Origin of the sequence: Bacillus sp. FSL K6-3200 (assembly GCF_038630485.1) — a bacterium.
GTDB lineage: Bacteria > Bacillota > Bacilli > Bacillales > Bacillaceae > Bacillus > Bacillus safensis.
The window spans coordinates 1,517,123-1,534,386 of the sequence record NZ_CP152032.1 but is presented as its reverse complement, the minus strand read 5'-3'; the positions used below and the strand labels follow the sequence as shown (position 1 = coordinate 1,534,386).

The window sequence follows — 17,264 nt, the reverse complement described above, 5'->3', positions numbered from 1 at the left end:
AAAAAGTCTCGTTTGAGGGAAATTACTCAAATGAGACTTTTTTTAGTGTTTATTTAATACCCATTTACAAAGTAAGCAATGGTTTCTAATTCATCTTCTTTCAGTTCTCTGTTCACGTAATGTTGATATTCTTTCGTGATTTTCTGCTTATCTCCACCACATTGATCAGTGAATTTCGCTATCATCCGAAGTTTGTCTGTTTCCTGACGAAACTCCTTTTTTGTCCACGGTCTTTGGTGTGAAGGAATATACGTATCAGCATCAAAAGCTTCTAACTCATCTAAAAGACGCAATATTTCTTTCACCGTATAATGAACTTTTTCGGCATACATTTTCGGATAAATACAATCACCAAGAAAAAGGATTTTCTCTTCTTTCACATACACGATCACGGAATCAGCAGCATGATCGCCTCCAACATGTTGCACGACACAAGTAACCCCGCCAAGATCAATTTCCATCCGCTGGTCAAACGTCACTTCCGGTAAAACGACCTGAATATCTCGATGATCCTTATATTCTTCCTTAATGGCCTTCGCGCAAAACTCAATCTCCGTTCCTTCCCTCACCCGCTCATCAATTGCCTCATCAGACCACGAAAACGGAACAAGCTTCTCCATTTCCTTTCTGGTCTTTGCAGAAGCAATCGAAACCGAATCAGACAGCGCAGGCAGACCAAAAATATGATCCCAATGCCAATGCGTGAGGACAACCAGATCGGGCTTGGCGCTCTCGTGTTTTAAGGTTTCTTTTATGAAATATTTTGCATGATCTTCTGAGTTACCAGCATCGATCATTAATGTTTTGTTATTGCCTATGACCATGCCTAGGATAGGGCGGTCGGTAAGTGATACTGGTGTGATGTACCAAAAACTCTGACCTATTTTTTTAATTGAGTGCAAAGGTGCTTCCTACTTTCTGTCATTATTTTTTAAATTGAATCACGTTTTTCCCCATCGTTCTACTGTTTAAGTATATCGAATTTCATTACTCGAAGTAGCACGCGAAGCCAATATTGTTACAATGATCGCGATTGCAACGCCTAAAGCACCTGCCCAAGTAACGGAAGATAGAGAAACCCTCTCTACAAAGATACCTCCAATAGCTGCACCTGCAGCCATCGCCAATTGCATCATTGACTGATTGAGACCTAATAGTATACCTGATGACTCTGGCTCCATTGTAGCTAAGTGATATTGTTGAGTCGGGCCAGAAGACCATGCAGCAAATGACCATAATATTAAAATGAGCAATACTCCAACATAAGAATGCGTAACTAGTGAGAGCAATATGAGCATGATGACATGTAATGTCATTCCACTAATCAGAGTAAAATTCACACCCCATCGATCGGTACTAAATCCACCAAACTTTGACCCAACTAGACTAGCAATCCCGAATACGAGGAGAACTCCACTCAGCAATTTGTTGCTTACACCTGATATATTTAAAAGGTAAGGGGATAAATAGGTATAGGCAATTGAATACCCACCAAGCCAGAAAAAGGTGATGGCTAATCCCAACACTACTTTTGGTTTTTTAAAAAGAGCAAGTTGTTGAATTAAAGGTACAGGTTTATCCCCTTGGATTTTTGGAATCGTAAGAGAAATTATCACCATGGCTAATAATCCGAGTAAGGCTATTCCTCCAAATACAGCTTTCCAACCGAAGAAATCACTAGTCATTCTGCCTAGTGGGACTCCAATGATCAATGATGCTGTAAATCCCATTACTACTGTAGCAATAGCGGTACCTTTCTTACCTTTTGGTGCAATTTTTTCAGCAATTGTTAATGCAGTAACTACGACCATCCCCGCTCCAAGAGCCATAATAATTCTTGATACAATAAATAATTGATACCCAGGGAGGACGAATGCAAGAATATTACCTAGAATAAAAACGCTAAGTGAAAATAACATTAACTTGCGTTTATTCATTCCCGATGTTAAAGCCATTAATACTGGGGTGAAGATGGCATACACAAGAGAAAAAATCGTAATTAACTGGCCAGCTGCAGCTATTGTAATTCCTAATGATTCAGAAATATTATCCAAAATACCAGAGATGATATACTCTGATGTACCAACTAAAAAACTGACAATAGCTAAAATGTAAATCTTTACAGTGTTTGACAATGTAGATCACTCCTTATATATAATACATTCACATATCTAGAATTGTTAATATGTATGGACAAAAAAACATATTACGATAAGTCGATTTGTATTTAATAAATGAAACTGAATTCTGATGTATGAATTCAGTTCATTTATTAAATATTTTTTTCTAGAATCTCAGCAATTTGTTTTATGGCATTTTCATCTCTTTTATAATACGTGTATTTACCTATACGCTCTGTCGTAATTAAGCCAGCTCGTAGTAAAATTGAAAGGTATTGAGATGCTGTTGATTGCGTCATTTTCAATTTATCTGTTATTTGACTAACACATACCCCTGTAGTATTCATATCAATCCCTTCATGGGGTGTAAAATGACGATCAGGTTCCTTTAGCCATTGTAAAATTTGCAGTCTTGATTCATTGGATAAGGCTTTGAAAACTTCTATTGGCTCCATACAAATCATTATATCGATAAATAACGATATGTCAACACGTGTTGTTTGAGATTCCTTACAACTTTCTGTTTTCATTCTTCCTCTGGTACGGTTCACCGTGATGCCTTTACATGCATTGAGATTACGCTGTCTCACGCGGTACGTTCAAAAATGGTAAATGGGTAATAACAAAAGATGTAGCGAATGCTTCTCCATTTCCTTTCTTGTCTGTGCAGAAGCAATCGAAAGCGTATTAGGCATCGCCGGCAGACCAAAAATATGATCCCAATGCCAATGCGTGAGGACAACCATATCGGGCGTGGCGCTCTCGTGCTTTAAAGTTCTTTGGATGAAATAGTTCGCATGATCTTCCGAGTTACCAGCATCGATCATTAAGGTTTTGTTATTGCCTACAACCATGCTTAGGATGGGGCGGTCGGTGAGTGATACTGGTGTGATGTAGGAGAAGGTTTGGCCTAATTTTTTGATTGTGTGCATGGTGTGCCTGCTTTCTAATATTTTTAGATTTTATCCCTATTAAGTCGTTATGCGATGGCAAATCAAATCTTATTTCTTTAATAATTGTTTGGCTAACTTTCGATCTTCTTTATCCTTCGTCTTCACGGAAATATGTTCAATCAATTCTCTTGTGGCAGCTTGCTGCGCATGCATACGAAGGAAGCCATTCCTTTAATACACATTTTAATTGACAACCTCTTTTTACAAATCCTATAGTTTTTAAGTAACCTATAGTTTTTGAATAATCTATAGTTAACTAAGATTAATTAAGGTATAATTGTACATAACAAGTTAATTGGAGGGTTAATTATGTCTTTAATGTTCTACCCTGAGAGGACTGCATTTATTGATGCCAGCTTTCCCCATCCACCTAACACCCAATATAGAATCAGTGTTGGTGTGGAAAATTGGAATGGAGTCTTTGTTCCAGTTCAAAAAATACAGATGGTCTACAATGGAAAAGTATCAGGCAGAAAAAGTCCTTCTTATCCAGTTGATAGCGATGATTTTGTTAAAGTATATACACAATTATTAGCTTTAATTAATGAGGCTAATTTTGAATCTCAAAAAGCAAAAGAGGTAAGTAAATGAAGAAAGTAAAATTTATAGACTTATTTGCAGGCATAGGTGGTCTACGGTCAGGATTTGAACAAGCATTTTCTGAGAATAATATAGTTCCAGAATGTGTATTTACTTCTGAAATTAAAAAGCATGCAATTAAGGTATTAGAAGAAAATTATTCACATGGAATTTTTGCTGGAGATATTACAAAGGTTGATGTTGATGAAATTCCCGATTTTGATTTCTTGTTAGCTGGCTTTCCCTGTCAGCCATTTAGTTCTGGCGGAAAACGTCTAGGCTTCTCGGATACTAGGGGCACACTATTCTTTGAAATAGAGCGTATATTAGAAGCAAAAAGACCCTATGGTTTCTTACTTGAAAACGTAGAGGGTATGGTTAAACATGATTTAGAGAACCCCAAAGATAAAATGGGTAAAACTTTGTCAACTATTATTAATGTTTTAGAAACTTTGGGATATAAAGTTACTTGGAAGGTTTTAGACTCAAAAGATTTTGGACTTGCTCAGTCTCGGAAGAGAATTTTTATTGCAGGAACAAAAAAAGAAGAAATATCTCTAGAAAATTTCGCTAAAAGTTCAGGCAAATTACAAGATATACTGTTGAAAGGTCTTCCAACCAAGGAAAGTAATTTTACTCAAATGCTTTTCAAGAATTTTAAACCCGAGGAATTATATGGAAAATCCATCAAAGATAAACGTGGTGGAATAAATAATATACACAGTTGGGATATAGGTCTAAAAGGAGAAGTTTCCTCAGAACAAAAAATATTACTTGGACTACTCCTCAAGGAGAGACGAAAAAAACACTGGGCAGAAAAAAAGGGGATTGATTGGATGGATGGTATGCCCCTTACACTTGAAGAAATTAAAACTTTTTACCCTCATGAAAATCTAAAAGAAATGCTCGAAGACCTAACTGAAAAAGGTTATATAAAGTTAGAACATCCTAAATCTCTAGTTGAAGAATTCCGAGAAAATGGAAGTGTTGTAAAAGTTCGCAAACCTAATCCAAATATAGAAAAGGGATATAATATTGTTACTGGAAAACTAAGCTTTGAATTTAATAAAATACTTGACCCAAATGACCTAGCTCCTACTATTGTTGCAACTGATGTATCCCGCCTCGGAATTGTAGATGGTGAAGGAATTAGGCAACTTACGTTACAAGAAGGTTTGAAATTATTTGGCTTTCCCGATAACTTTAAATTTAACGTAAATGAAGATGAAGGATTTGATTTACTTGGTAATACTGTGTCAGTTCCAGTCGTTAAAGCTATTTGTAAAAGACTCTGCCATTCATATGTTTCAAACTCTTTAGAGGTTACTCACATTTAATTTTAGCCCATCCTTTTGGATGGGTTTTTTTGACTACTCCGCTTAATATGGTAGAATCACTTTATAGCACAATCTACTTCATTAAGGGGGAATTAGTTTGAGAGCACAAATTAAACAGCCAAAAAAAATGAGCTTCGATGAATTTAAACAAACATACAGTCCATTCTTTATTGATGAAAATTATGAAAATCTAGTGGATTCCGAAATCGATAGTATTGTTGATTCTTTATACAAAAACATGAAAGAAATAGGTACTATTGAAGGTCTAATGGACTATATTCAGAGTGATGAAGAATCTTTAGCAAACATTTTAAGTCTATTGGGTTTTTCAGCAGAAAAATTTATGCGAATTACATCCATGTTTCGTATGACACAAGGTGATAATTTTAACACTGAATGGAAGCTCCCTCAAATTAGAGCCAAAATGTTAACTAATAGTGCCTTTGCAAATAAAATTTGTAGATTATTGTTAAATGGTGCATCTGATGAAGAATTCTCAGATACAATTCCTAAATTTTATTTAGACAACTTGATACTAGATGAAAGAACCTTACAACAACTAACAGATAAAAAACGTCTTAAAAGGCTAGTTAAACAAAAAAGAGATGGTAAATACAATAATGACGTAGGTGACAGGGTTGAAGACCTAATTGAGGCACGCTTGATTAAACTTGGTGAAAAATATGGAATTACATATGAAAGGGAAAAGTTTGTTCCTTGGATAGCAAGAAATATGGATTTTACTATACCTAACAATAATGATCCATACGTAATTATTGAAGTTTCTTACCAAATTACCACATCAAGTGCTCAAACAACTAAGAGAGAAGTTGAAGTTAAAACATCAGAGGAAATCCGTAGACATAACATTCAGAATGGGAAAGACATTGCTTTTGTAAACTTCATCGAGGGTGGAGGCTGGTTAGGACGTCAAAGTGACATGAGAAAGTTGGTACATTGTTCAGACTATGTTATAAATATTAACACCCTTGATATGCTAGAATCTATAATTGTTAAACATGTTCCAGATAAGTTTTTTACTAAGGAAAAGCCCGAATTAATTGATTAAATAAAATAGACGGTCTAGGTGACTGTCTATTCTATTTGTTTTCTTATTTTATGGTTTTCTCACGTTTTATAAGAAAGAATGTGGAATAATCCACCACTGCCACTTAAAATATCAACACACCCCCTTTAAGTAGGTTTGCGTGTATCCCTCACTTTTGCAAAAATCTTCACCAATTGGTCAAGTGAATTATTGTCATCAGTATTATGTGGAGACAGTTCCCGCATTTCTCTAATTAGTTCATTTGCCCTAGCATCGAGACGGGTCAGTGCCTCTTCAATTCTCGTTATCAATCTGAAATCTGGTCTTTCTTTTTCAAGTTGCACCGTATAACGTTGCATAAGGCGACGAGTACGGATTTCAAATATCTTATACCTTCCCTTAACTTGCTTGTTAATGTCCTCTGGTATCATTTCATAAAGTTCCTTTTCATCATATAGCAAGGTATCAAAAGAAATTATTTCGTATTCACCAGTGACAATCGCATTTTTATTACCTTTTAGGCTTTCTCTATGTTTCTCCTTATTTTTAGGTCCTGTACTTTTACCACCATGAAGCCGACAGCGACCATTTTTCAAGGGTGTTTTTTTAAACGGTGTTCCTTGCCTCGTTTTAGCTCCGCATATCTTTTTTTCCACATTTCCACCTCCAGACCTCTATTCATGGGGTATCGTTTAAAAAAATGAGGGGGAGCAATTCGCTCCACCCTATTTATCTATACTCACTTTGTAATACCTTATTTAAATGTTGTTCATCAGCTATTGCTTTCGTTTGCTCTAATCGTTGGTTAAATTCTCTTTCAAGTCCTTTTTCTCTAATAAATGCTCTATAAAGTAGTAGCTCAGCTGACCGTTCAAATACAATTGCTTCTAGCTTCTCCATGTCGTTCATGTTCTCTAAAAATAGCTTTGTGTATTCTTCAGGTGTAAAAATCTCATTTCCCTCCTACCAAAATGACTTCTATCATACTCTTCCCCAATTAATCTTTTACTTTCTCAAAGCCTAGATTAAACAAGTTTATAGTCATATAATTATTCTCTCTCATTGAATATCTATTTAATAGATTTGTTACCTCTTTGGGATTCTGCTTAATATAGTTATAAATAGACTCAATACTTTCTAATAATTCTTGCTCAGTTAAATCTTCGTCATAAAAAAGTTCACACCATAACTTTTGGTTTTCAATAATTATAAATTCTCAAATGATGTCCTTTTGCGAAAGGGTAATTATCAGCATTTTTCTTTAATGCCTTACAAACTTCGTCAATGCTTTCATTGAATTCTTTTTTTGAGACTTTTACTGGACTTGTACTTCTAACCTCAATTACCACATGACTTCCGACTACTGTAATCATTAATCCCACCTCCTCTCTTTCGGCTACACAAAATATATAAGAAAATAAATGAATTTTTTAATTAAGAATAAAAAAAACAAGCTCTTTTTGAGCTTGTCTTCGAATTTATTAACTTAAATGAATTTACCATTTACCTTAACTGTTTAAGTTTGTTTATATGTATTGTTAATTCAATTTTCCTGTTTACCATCACTTATGATAAGGCTCCCCCCGAACAATCCGAAACGCCCGATAAATCTGCTCCACCAACACCAGCCTCATCAACTGATGCGGAAACGTCATCCTCGAAAACGACAGTTTCTCATTCGCGCGCTGCATGACGGCGTCGCTTAAGCCAAGGGATCCGCCTATGACGAAACATACTTTGCTTTTTCCGTATGTTGCCAGCTTATCTATTGTATCGGCTAATTCTTCGGAAGTTTTCATTTTTCCTTCGATGGCGAGGGCGATGACGTGGGCGTCGGGGTTGATTTTGCTTAGGATGCGTTCGCCTTCTTTGTCTTTGATGATTTTCATGTCTTGATCGCTGAGATTCTCGGGTGCTTTTTCGTCCGCGAGCTCAATGATCTCGATTTTTGCGTAAGCCTGTAATCGTTTTGTATATTCGGCTATGCCTTGCTTTAAATATTTCTCTTTTAATTTTCCTACTGTGATAATTGATATATTCACAGGTCATCCCCACCTTAAAAACAAGTTATTCATATAAGTTATCAACAATTGTGGATAAAATTTGTGTATTTTGTGTCCGATCATTCGTTCCCCACTATATATATTGCAGGTTCATCGCACAATTCACAGGCTGTGGATAAACTGTGTGTATGTTCGATTTTTCTGAATTCCGGCGGCGTTTCATGATCATCTATGTACATGTCTAATACGGTATCTATGTGTTCTGCACACGCATAAAATGTTTTGTTCATAAGTTTCTGATTCCTCCAATATGTTCTCTGGTTATTCACAAGTGTTTCGCTCATTGTCCAATATAACCGATTTATTCACATGTTAATAGTCTTTTACCATTTCCCACATCTTTTATCCACAAACCAACAAAAAAGCCTCCACTCCTGTGAAGGCTTCTTTCTATAAAAATGGATTATAAAATCTCGTTCCTCTAACAAATGTAATCACAAGCGACACAATTAGCACCACACCAACAAACAATAACGCCGCATAATCTGCTTTTTGAAAGTCTTTTGCCGTAAACCATGTGCGCTTTTTATGCTTTCCAAACCCGCGCAGCTCCATTGCATTGCTGATCGTTTCAATCCTCTCCAAGCTGGAGAAAATCAGCGGCATGACAATCGATAACGCATTTTTGATTCGTTTCCCCAATTTTTCATTCTTCGATAAATCAATGCCTCTTGCTTGCTGAGAAATCGCGATCGTGCGAAAATCCCGCTGAATATCTGGAATATAACGAAGAGCAATCGCTACAGCATACGAAATCCGGTAGCTGACCCCAATTCGGCTGAGAGATGAGGCAAATTCACTTGGATTTGTTGTCACAATAAATAAAAGCGCTGCTGGCATCACGGTCACGTATTTGAGCGTAATGTTCAACTGATAGAAAAGCTGTTCAAGTGTGACATTGTACCAGCCTGCAATATGAAACAGCTCGTGCTTTGCTCCGTAGATGGCGACACCTTGCTGGGGTGCAAAGATGTAAATGGCGATGTTATTGATCACTAGGAAAATCGCCAGGACAATCACCACGAAGGAAATATCACGAAATCGTACGTTCGACATCTGAAAGAATACGATACTGGCGGCTAACATAAAGACTAATACGCCTGTATCATACGTGAGCATCGCTGCGGATGACCAGAGGATAAAGCAAATGAGTTTGGTTGCACCTGTCAGCCGGTGAATCGGTGACGGGCGATCGATATAGGACAGCATGTCTACAGCCATGTCATTCGTTCCTTTCTGTCAACCTCAATGAAGCGATCCACGAGTTCATTTGGATTCGGCCAATCTGCTTTCAGCGCCAGTTCATGCAGCGACGTTTCCTTTAAGCTCGCCTTTTGGACAAGCAGCTGATCTGTCAGCACTTTGGCTGGTCTATCATCTGCGATTTTTTCTCCATCGGAAATAACAATGGTTCTTGTTGTGTATTCGAGCATCAAATGCATATCATGGGTGATCATGAAAATCGTGACTCCCTGCTGATTTAATTGCTCTAAAAACGTCATCATCTCTGTGTAATGTTTAAAGTCCTGTCCTGCTGTTGGTTCATCTAGGATGAGGATTTCTGGCTCTAAAACCAGAATAGACGCGATGGTGACGCGTTTTTTCTGCCCAAAGCTGAGGGCTGATACCGGCCAGTTCCGAAATGGATACAGTCCGCATACTTTCAGGACTCGCTCCACCCGTTCCTTGATCTCTTCTTCCTTTACACCTCTTAAAACGAGACCAAGAGCAACTTCATCAAAGATCATTTGTTTTGAAATCATTTGATTTGGGTTTTGCATGACGACGCCAATTCGTTCGGAGCGCTGTTTGATCGTATCTCCTGTGATGTCATCACCATTTAAAAGAATTGAGCCTTTCGTTGGCCTTTCAAATGCACAAAGCACCTTAGATAATGTCGTCTTGCCTGCACCATTGGCTCCTGCGATGCTGATCATTTCTCCTTTTTTGACAGTAAAAGAGATGTTGCTCAGCGTATTTGGTCTTGTTGGATAGTCAAAGCTCAGCTCGCGCACTTCTAGTAAATCCTCTGCTGTATTCTGCTCGACTGATGGCTCAGACGCTTCCATCCACTGCTCGATTTTCATTTTTTCCTCATCATTTAAGGTAAGATGCTGTAAATTGGCAATTTGATCTCCTGCTTCAATCGGAATGCCTGCATATTTCATAGCTTTTACATATAAAGGCTCACGTAAATAAGCCGCTTCTAAAACATTTGAGGCGAGCAATTCATCTGGGGTCATATCCGCTGCAATCTTTCCTTCATTGACAACGATGATGCGGTCCACATGACGGAAGAGGACGTCCTCTAATCGGTGCTCAACCATCACGATGGTTTTTTTCGTTTGTTTTTGCAGCCGGTCAATAAGGTCGATGACTTCTTTGCCTGTTGCGGGGTCAAGGCTTGCAAGTGGTTCATCAAACAGTAAAATGTCGACATCGTTGACAAGTACGCCCGCAATAGCGACACGTTGTTTTTGCCCGCCTGACAGCTCATGCACGGACGATGCCAGCTTGCCGTCTACCTCTGTTAATCTAGCTGCTTCCTCGACACGTGTAGTCATTTCTTCGCGTGTGACTTGATCATTTTCAAGTGTAAATGCGATGTCCTCTCCAACGGTCAGCCCGATGAATTGTCCATCGGGGTCTTGAAGCACCGTTCCGACAAGCTGTGAGAGGGAGAAAATGTTCTCTTTCTCTGCATTTTTCCCGCCGATGTGAAGCCTTCCTTCCATAGAACCTTTATAAGACGCAGGAACTAGCCCATTGATACAATGGGCTAGTGTGCTTTTTCCCGATCCGGACGGGCCTGCGATGAGAACTTTTTCTCCTTCATAGATGGTCAGGTTGATATCCTTTAATGTTGGTTCTGCCTGACTGCGATACTTGAATCCGAAATGTTCGAATTGAATCATCGGTTTCTTCATTTATGTGTTCCACCTTGCTTCATGATGTTTCTTTCGATAGGCTGCCGCTTTTGCTTCTCGTTTTCGCATAAGCTGCAATGATGATGGTTCCTAGTACACCAACTGTAATGATGTTTGAAATCCCTGCCACAATGCCTTGAACAAACACTTTGTTCGCAGGTTCTGCATAGATCACAATGTCGAGTACAGGAGCAATGATAAACCAGCCTAATGCCTGTGCGCCTGCTTGTACGGCGTTAAAGAGCGTGATTTTCTTCCAGCCGAAGTCTCCCTCTTCTACTTTTAAACGGTTAGAAATAAAGCCAATCAATAAACCAACCACACCCGATACAATAATCCAGCTCCACCAAGGGCCAAATGTGGTCGCATCTTTAATGAGATGGCCAATAAAACCAATCAGTGCGCCTGCAACAGGACCAAATAGCACGGCCATTAATGCAAGGAATGCGTATGAGGTTTCAATTTGTGTATTCGGAATTCCAGTTGGAATAGAGACGAATCGTCCTAGAATCACAAAGACGGCTGCGCCAATTCCAATAGCAACGACAGTTTTCGTTGAAAGTTGTTTTCCTGCCATGATGTATCCTCCTCTTATTCGTATATAATGCGCGGAGCTTTGCGAATCGAAAGGCGCCAGCCTGTGCCTGTACCGATGTTATAAGCCTTTGCAAATGACCCTTGATTGATCGCCACGCCTAAATGGTCGAGTGAATTGACATATACGAGTGGTTCGCCTACCTTTAAGTCGGCAAAAGATCGTCCATAGGTCATGATATTTTTATACACATTTTTTGGCCCGTTGGCAATGGTAACTTCTATTGCATCCCCATAATTAATTGAAAGCTGTTCAAATAGCGTGTGATGAATGTTTGTCCAAAGGTTTCCGAACCTCACATCTAAAATATCAATCGTGCCTGTGATCACATCTTCTTCCGCGTAAGCCTGTACGACTGGCAGATGGATAATATCATCAATATTCGCCTTTGGCCCAACCTCTTCAAAAGAAATCACACCTGATGCAATTCTCGCCCCTGTATAAGCGTAAATGTCTCTCCCGTGGAATGTATGTGATTTTCCCGACTTTGGCAGCCGGTTAATGGTTTCATCTAAATAACGGGCTTCCACAATGCCAATATCCTGCGCGACGTGCGTGAGTGTCCCGTTATCTGGGGTAATAATATAGTGTGAACTTGTCGTTTTGATGACAAGACTTTTTCTCTCTGATCCAACGCCCGGGTCAACGACTGAAACGAATACTGTCTCTTCCGGCCAGTATGTGACGGTTTGAAGCAGGCGATAAGATGCCTCCCAAATGTCATACTGCGGAATATTGTGTGTTAAATCGAAAATGCGGATGCTGCTGCTGACCGTATTTGCCACTCCGTACATTGCACTGACAGCTCCATCATCAATGCCGAAATCTGATTGTAAAACCAATGCATGTTCACTCATGTCAATCTCCCTTTCATTTGAAAAAATGGATGTGGTGTTTCACGTGGAACATTTGAACAATTGTATGAAAAAAGTGGACAATAAAAAATACCCCATCCTTATCTTTGAATCATAAGGACGAGGTATTTGTCTCGTGGTACCACCTTTATTTACTGTTTGCTCGCGCTAAACAGCCTCTACAAGTACAAAGCTCCAATCTGGCTCATATACTGTGGTTTTGATAACGAGTACCAACTCTCGTCGTCACCTACTAATATCATAGATATGTTCAGCACGAGGCTCAGAGACCATTTTTCGAATCATTATTTTTGCTTCTTTTCAGCTGCCGAAGCTCTCTGTGGAAAAATTGATGATTGTACTTTCTCTCGTCATTGCCTGTATAACTATCTTGAATTAAAGCTATCATACATGATGTTTTTTGATAAATCAAGATATTTTTCTGAACATTTTTAAAAATGAGTCAACTGGTGCTGGAAGAGTCTTCTTTTTATGAAATTTAAACAAATGTTAAAGAGCAAGATATGGTCTCTTTCTTTTCTAGGGGTATAATAAAGGTGAAGGGAGGTACAGCATGTGTGGACCATTTGTATGAATGAGTTTAAGCAGCTCTTCAAAAGCACAAAATCTATTTTAACAATTGTTATTATTTTCATTTTATCTACTTTTGTTTCGAGTCTTCCGTTTATCGCTGCTCATCAGGAAAAATGGGAGCTGGCAAAGGATCCTTATTCTATTGGGAATGAACTGGTGATTTTTTTATTTGGTTTCTTCCTCATTTTTTTGTTGTCTCATGATATTTTGAGCCGCGAGATTCATTTGAAAACCATTCGTTTTCTCGTCAGTAAAACAACCCGTTTGAATATTATCATCGGGAAATATCTTGGACTGATGCTGTTTTGGCTTAGCTGTATTATGACGACATACGTCCTGAATATGGTGATTTCACACCGTTTTCTGTTCTCAGATGCCTTAAAAATCTTAACCTTTATCAGTGTCGGTATCTCATGTGCTTTATTTTTGTCCATGCTCTTTCCAACACCGCAGAAATCAATGTTTGTCGGCATGTTATTTTCCTTTCTTTTCCCAATCGTCAGTATGGTTTCTGTTCTTTCTTCAGAACGAATGATTCATTGGTTCCAATATATGACGCCTTATTATTATGCGCGCTGGAGTGAACCGCTGACCTATGTCCTAATGAACACGGCATTGACCGTTATCTTACTCATTGGAACTGCACTGCTGTTTCAAAGGAGGGATGTGTAGATGCTTCATACAAAAGGGCTCACAAAAAAATATCGTACAAAAGTCGCGATAGATCAAATTAACCTTCATGTCCATCAAGGCGATATCTTCGGACTCATTGGACCAAAGGGGTCTGGTAAAACGACGTTTTTCAATATCATTACCGGCATCTCCCGCCCGACCTCTGGTACGTTTACAGTGATGAATAAGCCTTCGCTAAAAAAAGTGAGACAGCATATCGGTGTTCTGCCTGAATATACGGATTTATATGAAGGTCTTACAGCTCTTGAGCATATTGCCTATTTATCAAAAATCACCGGAACACGCCAGAAAACGAGTGATTATGAAGAACTGCTCGAATTTGTTGGTTTACATCACCATCATCAGGAGAAGGTCGGTGCCTTTACACCTGGTATGAAGAAACGACTCGGAATGGCGCAGGCCATCGCCCATCAGCCGGAATTTATTTTACTCGACGAGCCTTTTGCCGATATTGATGCAGATTCGATCTTGCACATCCAGCAGGTCATTGAAGCATTAAAGGATGAAGGAAAAACCGTCTTTTTAACAGCTGACCGCCCAAGGTTCACCAATAGTATTTGTACCAAAACGGCGTTCATTTCTGAAGGAAAATTAGTGTCCCCACATACTCATCCTCAAGAAAAAACCATCACATCCTCAAACATACGTGCAACCTTCAAGCATGCATGGATTGATGATGAGGTGAAACCTGTTCTGACGCAGTACCTACAAACTGTCGGAACAGATCTTGTGATCAGTGATGACGAGACCTCATTGTTAATTCGTTCAGAAGCTCAAGTTCCAGCGATCATTCGCGCTTTCGTGAAATGCAAAGTCGATTTATACAGAGTCACAGCTCAGGATGCCATGATGTCCTCATAAAAAAGTACCGTACGCTTTCTGCACGGTACTTCTTCTTTTTTATAAAGGTTTACTCATATAAATACCAGTTTCTTCAAATCCTGTTTTCTCGTACAGCGAACGAGCGATTTGATTGTGAGCAAAGACATGGAGCGAGAGCTTTTGAACACCTAATGACTTTGCCTGCTCCTCTAATGCAGCAATGGCCTGCTTTGCAAAGCCTTTTCCTCGATAAGCTTCAAACAAAATAAAGTTATAAATAAATGCTTCGTGCTGTGGGTGATTCGGGTCATAGCAAAGCCAAACCCAGCCAATCGCTTCATCTCCGTTTAAGAAATTCCACAGCTCATGATGCTCTGTCTGAAGGCCTTCTGGAAGCAGCCTGTCAAATTGTTCTTCTGCGTTCGCAAGGGATTCTTCCTTTTCCCATGTCCCTGCGAGTACCTTTTCTTCCGCGTACCGCTGAATGGCTTTCTCCATCAATACATCGTAATCAGTTTGTGACATCCGTTGTAGTGTAATCAATCGTACCGCCCCCTTTCCTTTATCATATGATGAGCATGCAAAAAAAACCAGTCCCTTGCTGGAACTGGTTAGCCGCCATATCGGTCGGTTTGAGAAAGTTTGATCTCTGCTGATTTTTTCTTTCCGCTTCGGTAAAACTGCACCTTTACCTTGTCGCCGACCTTCTTTTGATATAAATACTTACGAAGATCTACGATATTCTGTACACTCTTGCCATCAAAGGAGGTCACGACATCCAGCTCTTTTAGTCCCGCTTTTCCTGCTGGAGATAAAGGCTCAACACTCATGACAACAACCCCAGATGTCACCTTGGAGGGCAGCTTCAATGTTTCCTGCCAGTGATAGCTCGCAATATCTGCTAATGATTTCATGCCGACGCCAAGATACGGACGCTTTACCTCTCCGTAGCGCTCTAAATCCTCTATGACAGGGATGACCAGATTCGCTGGAATAGACAGCCCGATTCCTTCTACCTCTGATTCAGCAATCTTCATTGAGTTGATGCCAATTACTTTTCCGTCCATATTGATCAAGGCACCACCGCTGTTTCCAGGATTGATGGCGGCGTCTGTTTGCAGTACTTCTGCATTCCAATCCGTCTGTCCATCCCCATTTGAGTCAACAGGAATCGCTCGCTCCGTGCCTGAAATGACTCCTTGTGTGACAGAGCCTGCGAATTCAAGCCCTAATGGATTTCCAATGGCGATGACTGGCTCACCCGGCTTCACATGATCTGAGTTACCGAAGGCTGCCGTTTTCTTGATTTTATCACTTTTGACAGTGAGAACTGCTAAATCCATGAGCTGATCGCTGCCGACAAGATTGGCACTAATTCTTGTCCCGTCATGAAGGCTCACTTCAAGCTGGTTGGCGCCTTTGATGACGTGATGGTTTGTGACAATATAAAACGTGTCACCCTTTTTCTTATAGATCACACCTGACCCGCTGCCTGCTTCTCCGCCTTCCTCCCAAAAGCTCGACTTTTGGATATTAATGACGCCGACTACCGTATCTGACATATTAGACACGACTTTCGTGACAGCATCATTGACGTTTACATTCACAGTCTTTAAAGGACCCTGAGATGTTTGTCCATCACCGTTCTGCTGCCATCCAAAGGGACTGCCGCTCTGTCCAGATACATAGGGGAAAAAGAATCCCATTAAAAAAGCTCCTACCAATACACCGATCAAACCAGAAAGAAAATATCCTTTTCTGCTTCGTCTCGGCTTCCACTCTACATCGCGATAATCCACTATGTTTCCTTCCTTTCAGTGAATAGATGATGTATATAGTGTTGGTAAGAAGCTCTTATCTTAATCATACGTTTATAAAAATCATACGGCGCAAAGCGGGGTTGCTTTTTTCGGGTCCGTATCAAATAAATCAAAGCCGTCCCCCACAACAAAGCCCTTCATTTCAAGCGTCTGCTGGACCGCCATACGGGCTAAATCCTTCATGTTGTTGTCTTGACTCAAGTGAGCCAAATAAATGCGTGAGGTGGCATCTCCAATGACATCTGTCATCGCAAGAGCAGCATCTTCATTTGATACATGTCCGACATCACTCAGTATTCTGCGCTTAATGCTCCAAGGGTATCGGCCCATTTGCAGCATCCCGACATCATGATTGCTCTCAAACACAAACGTATTGGCTGACTTAATAATGCCTTTCATACGGTCACTCACATAGCCTGTATCTGTCATGAGGGCAAGTTTGCGCCCTCCATAATGGAACACGTAAAACATAGGCTCTGCCGCGTCGTGTGAGACGCCAAATGACTCGACATCAAGACCGCCAAAGGATTGAACGGTCTCCATATCAAAATGGAATTTCTGCTCTGTATCAATCTTTCCGATATGAGACTCCATTGCTTTCCATGTTTTCGCATTTGCATAGACAGGAAGCTTGTACTTTCTTGCCATGACACCAAGCCCTTTAATATGATCGGAGTGCTCGTGTGTCACAAAAATACCGTCCAAGTCTTCAGGCTTGCGGTCGATTTGACCAAGCAGCTCGACCATCTGTTTGCCGCTTAAACCAGCATCCACCAAAAAGGCATGCTCGTCTGTTTCTAAATAAAAAGCGTTCCCCGTACTTCCGCTCGCTAGTACACTGAACTGCAAGCTCATGTTC

At 39.8% G+C, this 17,264-nt stretch carries 20 protein-coding genes, 1 pseudogene and 1 other annotated feature; of the genes and pseudogenes, 5 read left to right on the top strand and 16 right to left on the bottom strand.

Features of this window, described 5'->3' with window-relative positions:
- Positions 1-53 precede the first annotated feature (53 nt).
- From MHI60_RS07790 to MHI60_RS07775, 4 genes and pseudogenes are all read right to left on the bottom strand, one after another.
- Complete coding sequence (locus tag MHI60_RS07790) at positions 54-902, bottom strand: MBL fold metallo-hydrolase (RefSeq protein ID WP_144484191.1); 849 nt, start codon at positions 900-902, stop codon at positions 54-56.
- Positions 903-968: 66 nt separating this feature from the next.
- Positions 969-2,135 carry an MFS transporter gene (locus MHI60_RS07785; protein ID WP_342502679.1) on the bottom strand — a complete coding sequence of 389 codons (1,167 nt, stop codon included), beginning with the start codon at positions 2,133-2,135 and terminating at the stop codon, positions 969-971.
- Positions 2,136-2,272: 137 nt separating this feature from the next.
- Positions 2,273-2,575, bottom strand: coding sequence for a metalloregulator ArsR/SmtB family transcription factor (locus MHI60_RS07780; RefSeq protein WP_039182804.1), 303 nt, complete (start codon positions 2,573-2,575; stop codon positions 2,273-2,275).
- A gap of 186 nt (positions 2,576-2,761) precedes the next feature.
- A pseudogene (locus MHI60_RS07775) lies at positions 2,762-3,052 on the bottom strand (MBL fold metallo-hydrolase); the annotation flags it as partial.
- A gap of 330 nt (positions 3,053-3,382) precedes the next feature.
- Between MHI60_RS07775 and MHI60_RS07770 the strand changes: the two are divergent.
- From MHI60_RS07770 to MHI60_RS07760, 3 genes are all read left to right on the top strand, one after another.
- Positions 3,383-3,664: a hypothetical protein gene (locus tag MHI60_RS07770; protein ID WP_144484197.1), complete on the top strand. Its 282-nt coding sequence runs from the start codon at positions 3,383-3,385 to the stop codon at positions 3,662-3,664.
- Positions 3,661-4,989, top strand: coding sequence for a DNA (cytosine-5-)-methyltransferase (gene dcm, locus MHI60_RS07765; RefSeq protein WP_144484200.1), 1,329 nt, complete (start codon positions 3,661-3,663; stop codon positions 4,987-4,989). Before MHI60_RS07770 ends, dcm begins: the two co-directional genes overlap by 4 nt.
- Positions 4,990-5,086: 97 nt before the next feature.
- Positions 5,087-6,058: a DpnII family type II restriction endonuclease gene (locus MHI60_RS07760; protein ID WP_144484203.1), complete on the top strand. Its 972-nt coding sequence runs from the start codon at positions 5,087-5,089 to the stop codon at positions 6,056-6,058.
- A gap of 125 nt (positions 6,059-6,183) precedes the next feature.
- Here the strand turns inward: MHI60_RS07760 and MHI60_RS07755 are convergent, their stop codons facing one another.
- The 9 genes from MHI60_RS07755 to MHI60_RS07715 form a co-directional block, all read right to left on the bottom strand.
- Entirely contained in the window at positions 6,184-6,693 is a 510-nt protein-coding gene (locus MHI60_RS07755; RefSeq protein WP_144484206.1) for an HGGxSTG domain-containing protein, read from the bottom strand.
- Between the two features lie 73 nt (positions 6,694-6,766).
- Positions 6,767-6,937, bottom strand: coding sequence for a hypothetical protein (locus tag MHI60_RS07750; protein WP_186437291.1), 171 nt, complete (start codon positions 6,935-6,937; stop codon positions 6,767-6,769).
- A 299-nt stretch (positions 6,938-7,236) separates the two neighbouring features.
- Positions 7,237-7,410, bottom strand: coding sequence for a hypothetical protein (locus MHI60_RS07745; protein ID WP_186437292.1), 174 nt, complete (start codon positions 7,408-7,410; stop codon positions 7,237-7,239).
- 189 nt (positions 7,411-7,599) lie between these two features.
- A complete protein-coding gene (gene rlmH / locus MHI60_RS07740) occupies positions 7,600-8,079 on the bottom strand; it encodes a 23S rRNA (pseudouridine(1915)-N(3))-methyltransferase RlmH (RefSeq protein WP_034621943.1) in 480 nt (159 codons plus the stop codon).
- A gap of 80 nt (positions 8,080-8,159) precedes the next feature.
- On the bottom strand, positions 8,160-8,330 hold the full coding sequence (locus MHI60_RS07735) for a CxxH/CxxC protein (protein WP_144484208.1): 171 nt from the start codon (positions 8,328-8,330) through the stop codon (positions 8,160-8,162).
- A gap of 160 nt (positions 8,331-8,490) precedes the next feature.
- Entirely contained in the window at positions 8,491-9,321 is an 831-nt protein-coding gene (locus tag MHI60_RS07730; protein WP_095410003.1) for an energy-coupling factor transporter transmembrane component T, read from the bottom strand.
- Positions 9,312-11,027 carry an ABC transporter ATP-binding protein gene (locus MHI60_RS07725; protein ID WP_144484211.1) on the bottom strand — a complete coding sequence of 572 codons (1,716 nt, stop codon included), beginning with the start codon at positions 11,025-11,027 and terminating at the stop codon, positions 9,312-9,314. The genes MHI60_RS07730 and MHI60_RS07725 overlap by 10 nt, the downstream gene beginning before the upstream one ends.
- 19 nt (positions 11,028-11,046) lie before the next feature.
- Positions 11,047-11,604, bottom strand: a complete 558-nt coding sequence (locus tag MHI60_RS07720; protein ID WP_024424020.1) for an ECF-type riboflavin transporter substrate-binding protein — start codon at positions 11,602-11,604, stop codon at positions 11,047-11,049.
- 14 nt (positions 11,605-11,618) lie between these two features.
- Entirely contained in the window at positions 11,619-12,479 is an 861-nt protein-coding gene (locus tag MHI60_RS07715) for an S-adenosyl-l-methionine hydroxide adenosyltransferase family protein (protein WP_111292031.1), read from the bottom strand.
- A 110-nt stretch (positions 12,480-12,589) separates the two neighbouring features.
- Positions 12,590-12,860, bottom strand: a binding site (T-box leader).
- A gap of 192 nt (positions 12,861-13,052) precedes the next feature.
- Between MHI60_RS07715 and MHI60_RS07710 the strand changes: the two genes are divergently transcribed.
- Both MHI60_RS07710 and MHI60_RS07705 read left to right on the top strand, forming a co-directional pair.
- Positions 13,053-13,742: an ABC transporter permease subunit gene (locus tag MHI60_RS07710; protein ID WP_095410005.1), complete on the top strand. Its 690-nt coding sequence runs from the start codon at positions 13,053-13,055 to the stop codon at positions 13,740-13,742.
- Entirely contained in the window at positions 13,743-14,624 is an 882-nt protein-coding gene (locus tag MHI60_RS07705) for an ABC transporter ATP-binding protein (protein WP_144484214.1), read from the top strand. It begins immediately after the preceding gene.
- A 39-nt stretch (positions 14,625-14,663) separates the two neighbouring features.
- Here the strand turns inward: MHI60_RS07705 and MHI60_RS07700 are convergent, their stop codons facing one another.
- From MHI60_RS07700 to MHI60_RS07690, 3 genes are all read right to left on the bottom strand, one after another.
- A complete protein-coding gene (locus tag MHI60_RS07700) occupies positions 14,664-15,128 on the bottom strand; it encodes a GNAT family N-acetyltransferase (RefSeq protein ID WP_144484216.1) in 465 nt (154 codons plus the stop codon).
- A 68-nt stretch (positions 15,129-15,196) separates the two neighbouring features.
- Entirely contained in the window at positions 15,197-16,384 is a 1,188-nt protein-coding gene (locus MHI60_RS07695) for a trypsin-like peptidase domain-containing protein (RefSeq protein ID WP_034283587.1), read from the bottom strand.
- 81 nt (positions 16,385-16,465) lie between these two features.
- The gene (locus MHI60_RS07690; RefSeq protein ID WP_024424026.1) at positions 16,466-17,260 is read right to left on the bottom strand and encodes an MBL fold metallo-hydrolase; all 795 of its coding nucleotides are present in this window, start codon (positions 17,258-17,260) and stop codon (positions 16,466-16,468) included.
- Positions 17,261-17,264 lie beyond the last annotated feature (4 nt).

What these genes read in the sequence shown, in the direction of transcription:
- MHI60_RS07780 (WP_039182804.1), bottom strand. Translation starts at nt 2,575, where the DNA reads ATGGAGCCAATAGAAGTTTTCAAAGCCTTATCCAATGAATCAAGACTG.
- MHI60_RS07770 (WP_144484197.1), top strand. Translation starts at nt 3,383, where the DNA reads ATGTCTTTAATGTTCTACCCTGAGAGGACTGCATTTATTGATGCCAGC.
- dcm (WP_144484200.1), top strand. Translation starts at nt 3,661, where the DNA reads ATGAAGAAAGTAAAATTTATAGACTTATTTGCAGGCATAGGTGGTCTA.
- MHI60_RS07750 (WP_186437291.1), bottom strand. Translation starts at nt 6,937, where the DNA reads ATGGAGAAGCTAGAAGCAATTGTATTTGAACGGTCAGCTGAGCTACTA.
- MHI60_RS07745 (WP_186437292.1), bottom strand. Translation starts at nt 7,410, where the DNA reads ATGATTACAGTAGTCGGAAGTCATGTGGTAATTGAGGTTAGAAGTACA.
- MHI60_RS07735 (WP_144484208.1), bottom strand. Translation starts at nt 8,330, where the DNA reads ATGAACAAAACATTTTATGCGTGTGCAGAACACATAGATACCGTATTA.
- MHI60_RS07730 (WP_095410003.1), bottom strand. Translation starts at nt 9,321, where the DNA reads ATGGCTGTAGACATGCTGTCCTATATCGATCGCCCGTCACCGATTCAC.
- MHI60_RS07725 (WP_144484211.1), bottom strand. Translation starts at nt 11,027, where the DNA reads ATGAAGAAACCGATGATTCAATTCGAACATTTCGGATTCAAGTATCGC.
- MHI60_RS07720 (WP_024424020.1), bottom strand. Translation starts at nt 11,604, where the DNA reads ATGGCAGGAAAACAACTTTCAACGAAAACTGTCGTTGCTATTGGAATT.
- MHI60_RS07715 (WP_111292031.1), bottom strand. Translation starts at nt 12,479, where the DNA reads ATGAGTGAACATGCATTGGTTTTACAATCAGATTTCGGCATTGATGAT.
- MHI60_RS07705 (WP_144484214.1), top strand. Translation starts at nt 13,743, where the DNA reads ATGCTTCATACAAAAGGGCTCACAAAAAAATATCGTACAAAAGTCGCG.
- MHI60_RS07690 (WP_024424026.1), bottom strand. Translation starts at nt 17,260, where the DNA reads ATGAGCTTGCAGTTCAGTGTACTAGCGAGCGGAAGTACGGGGAACGCT.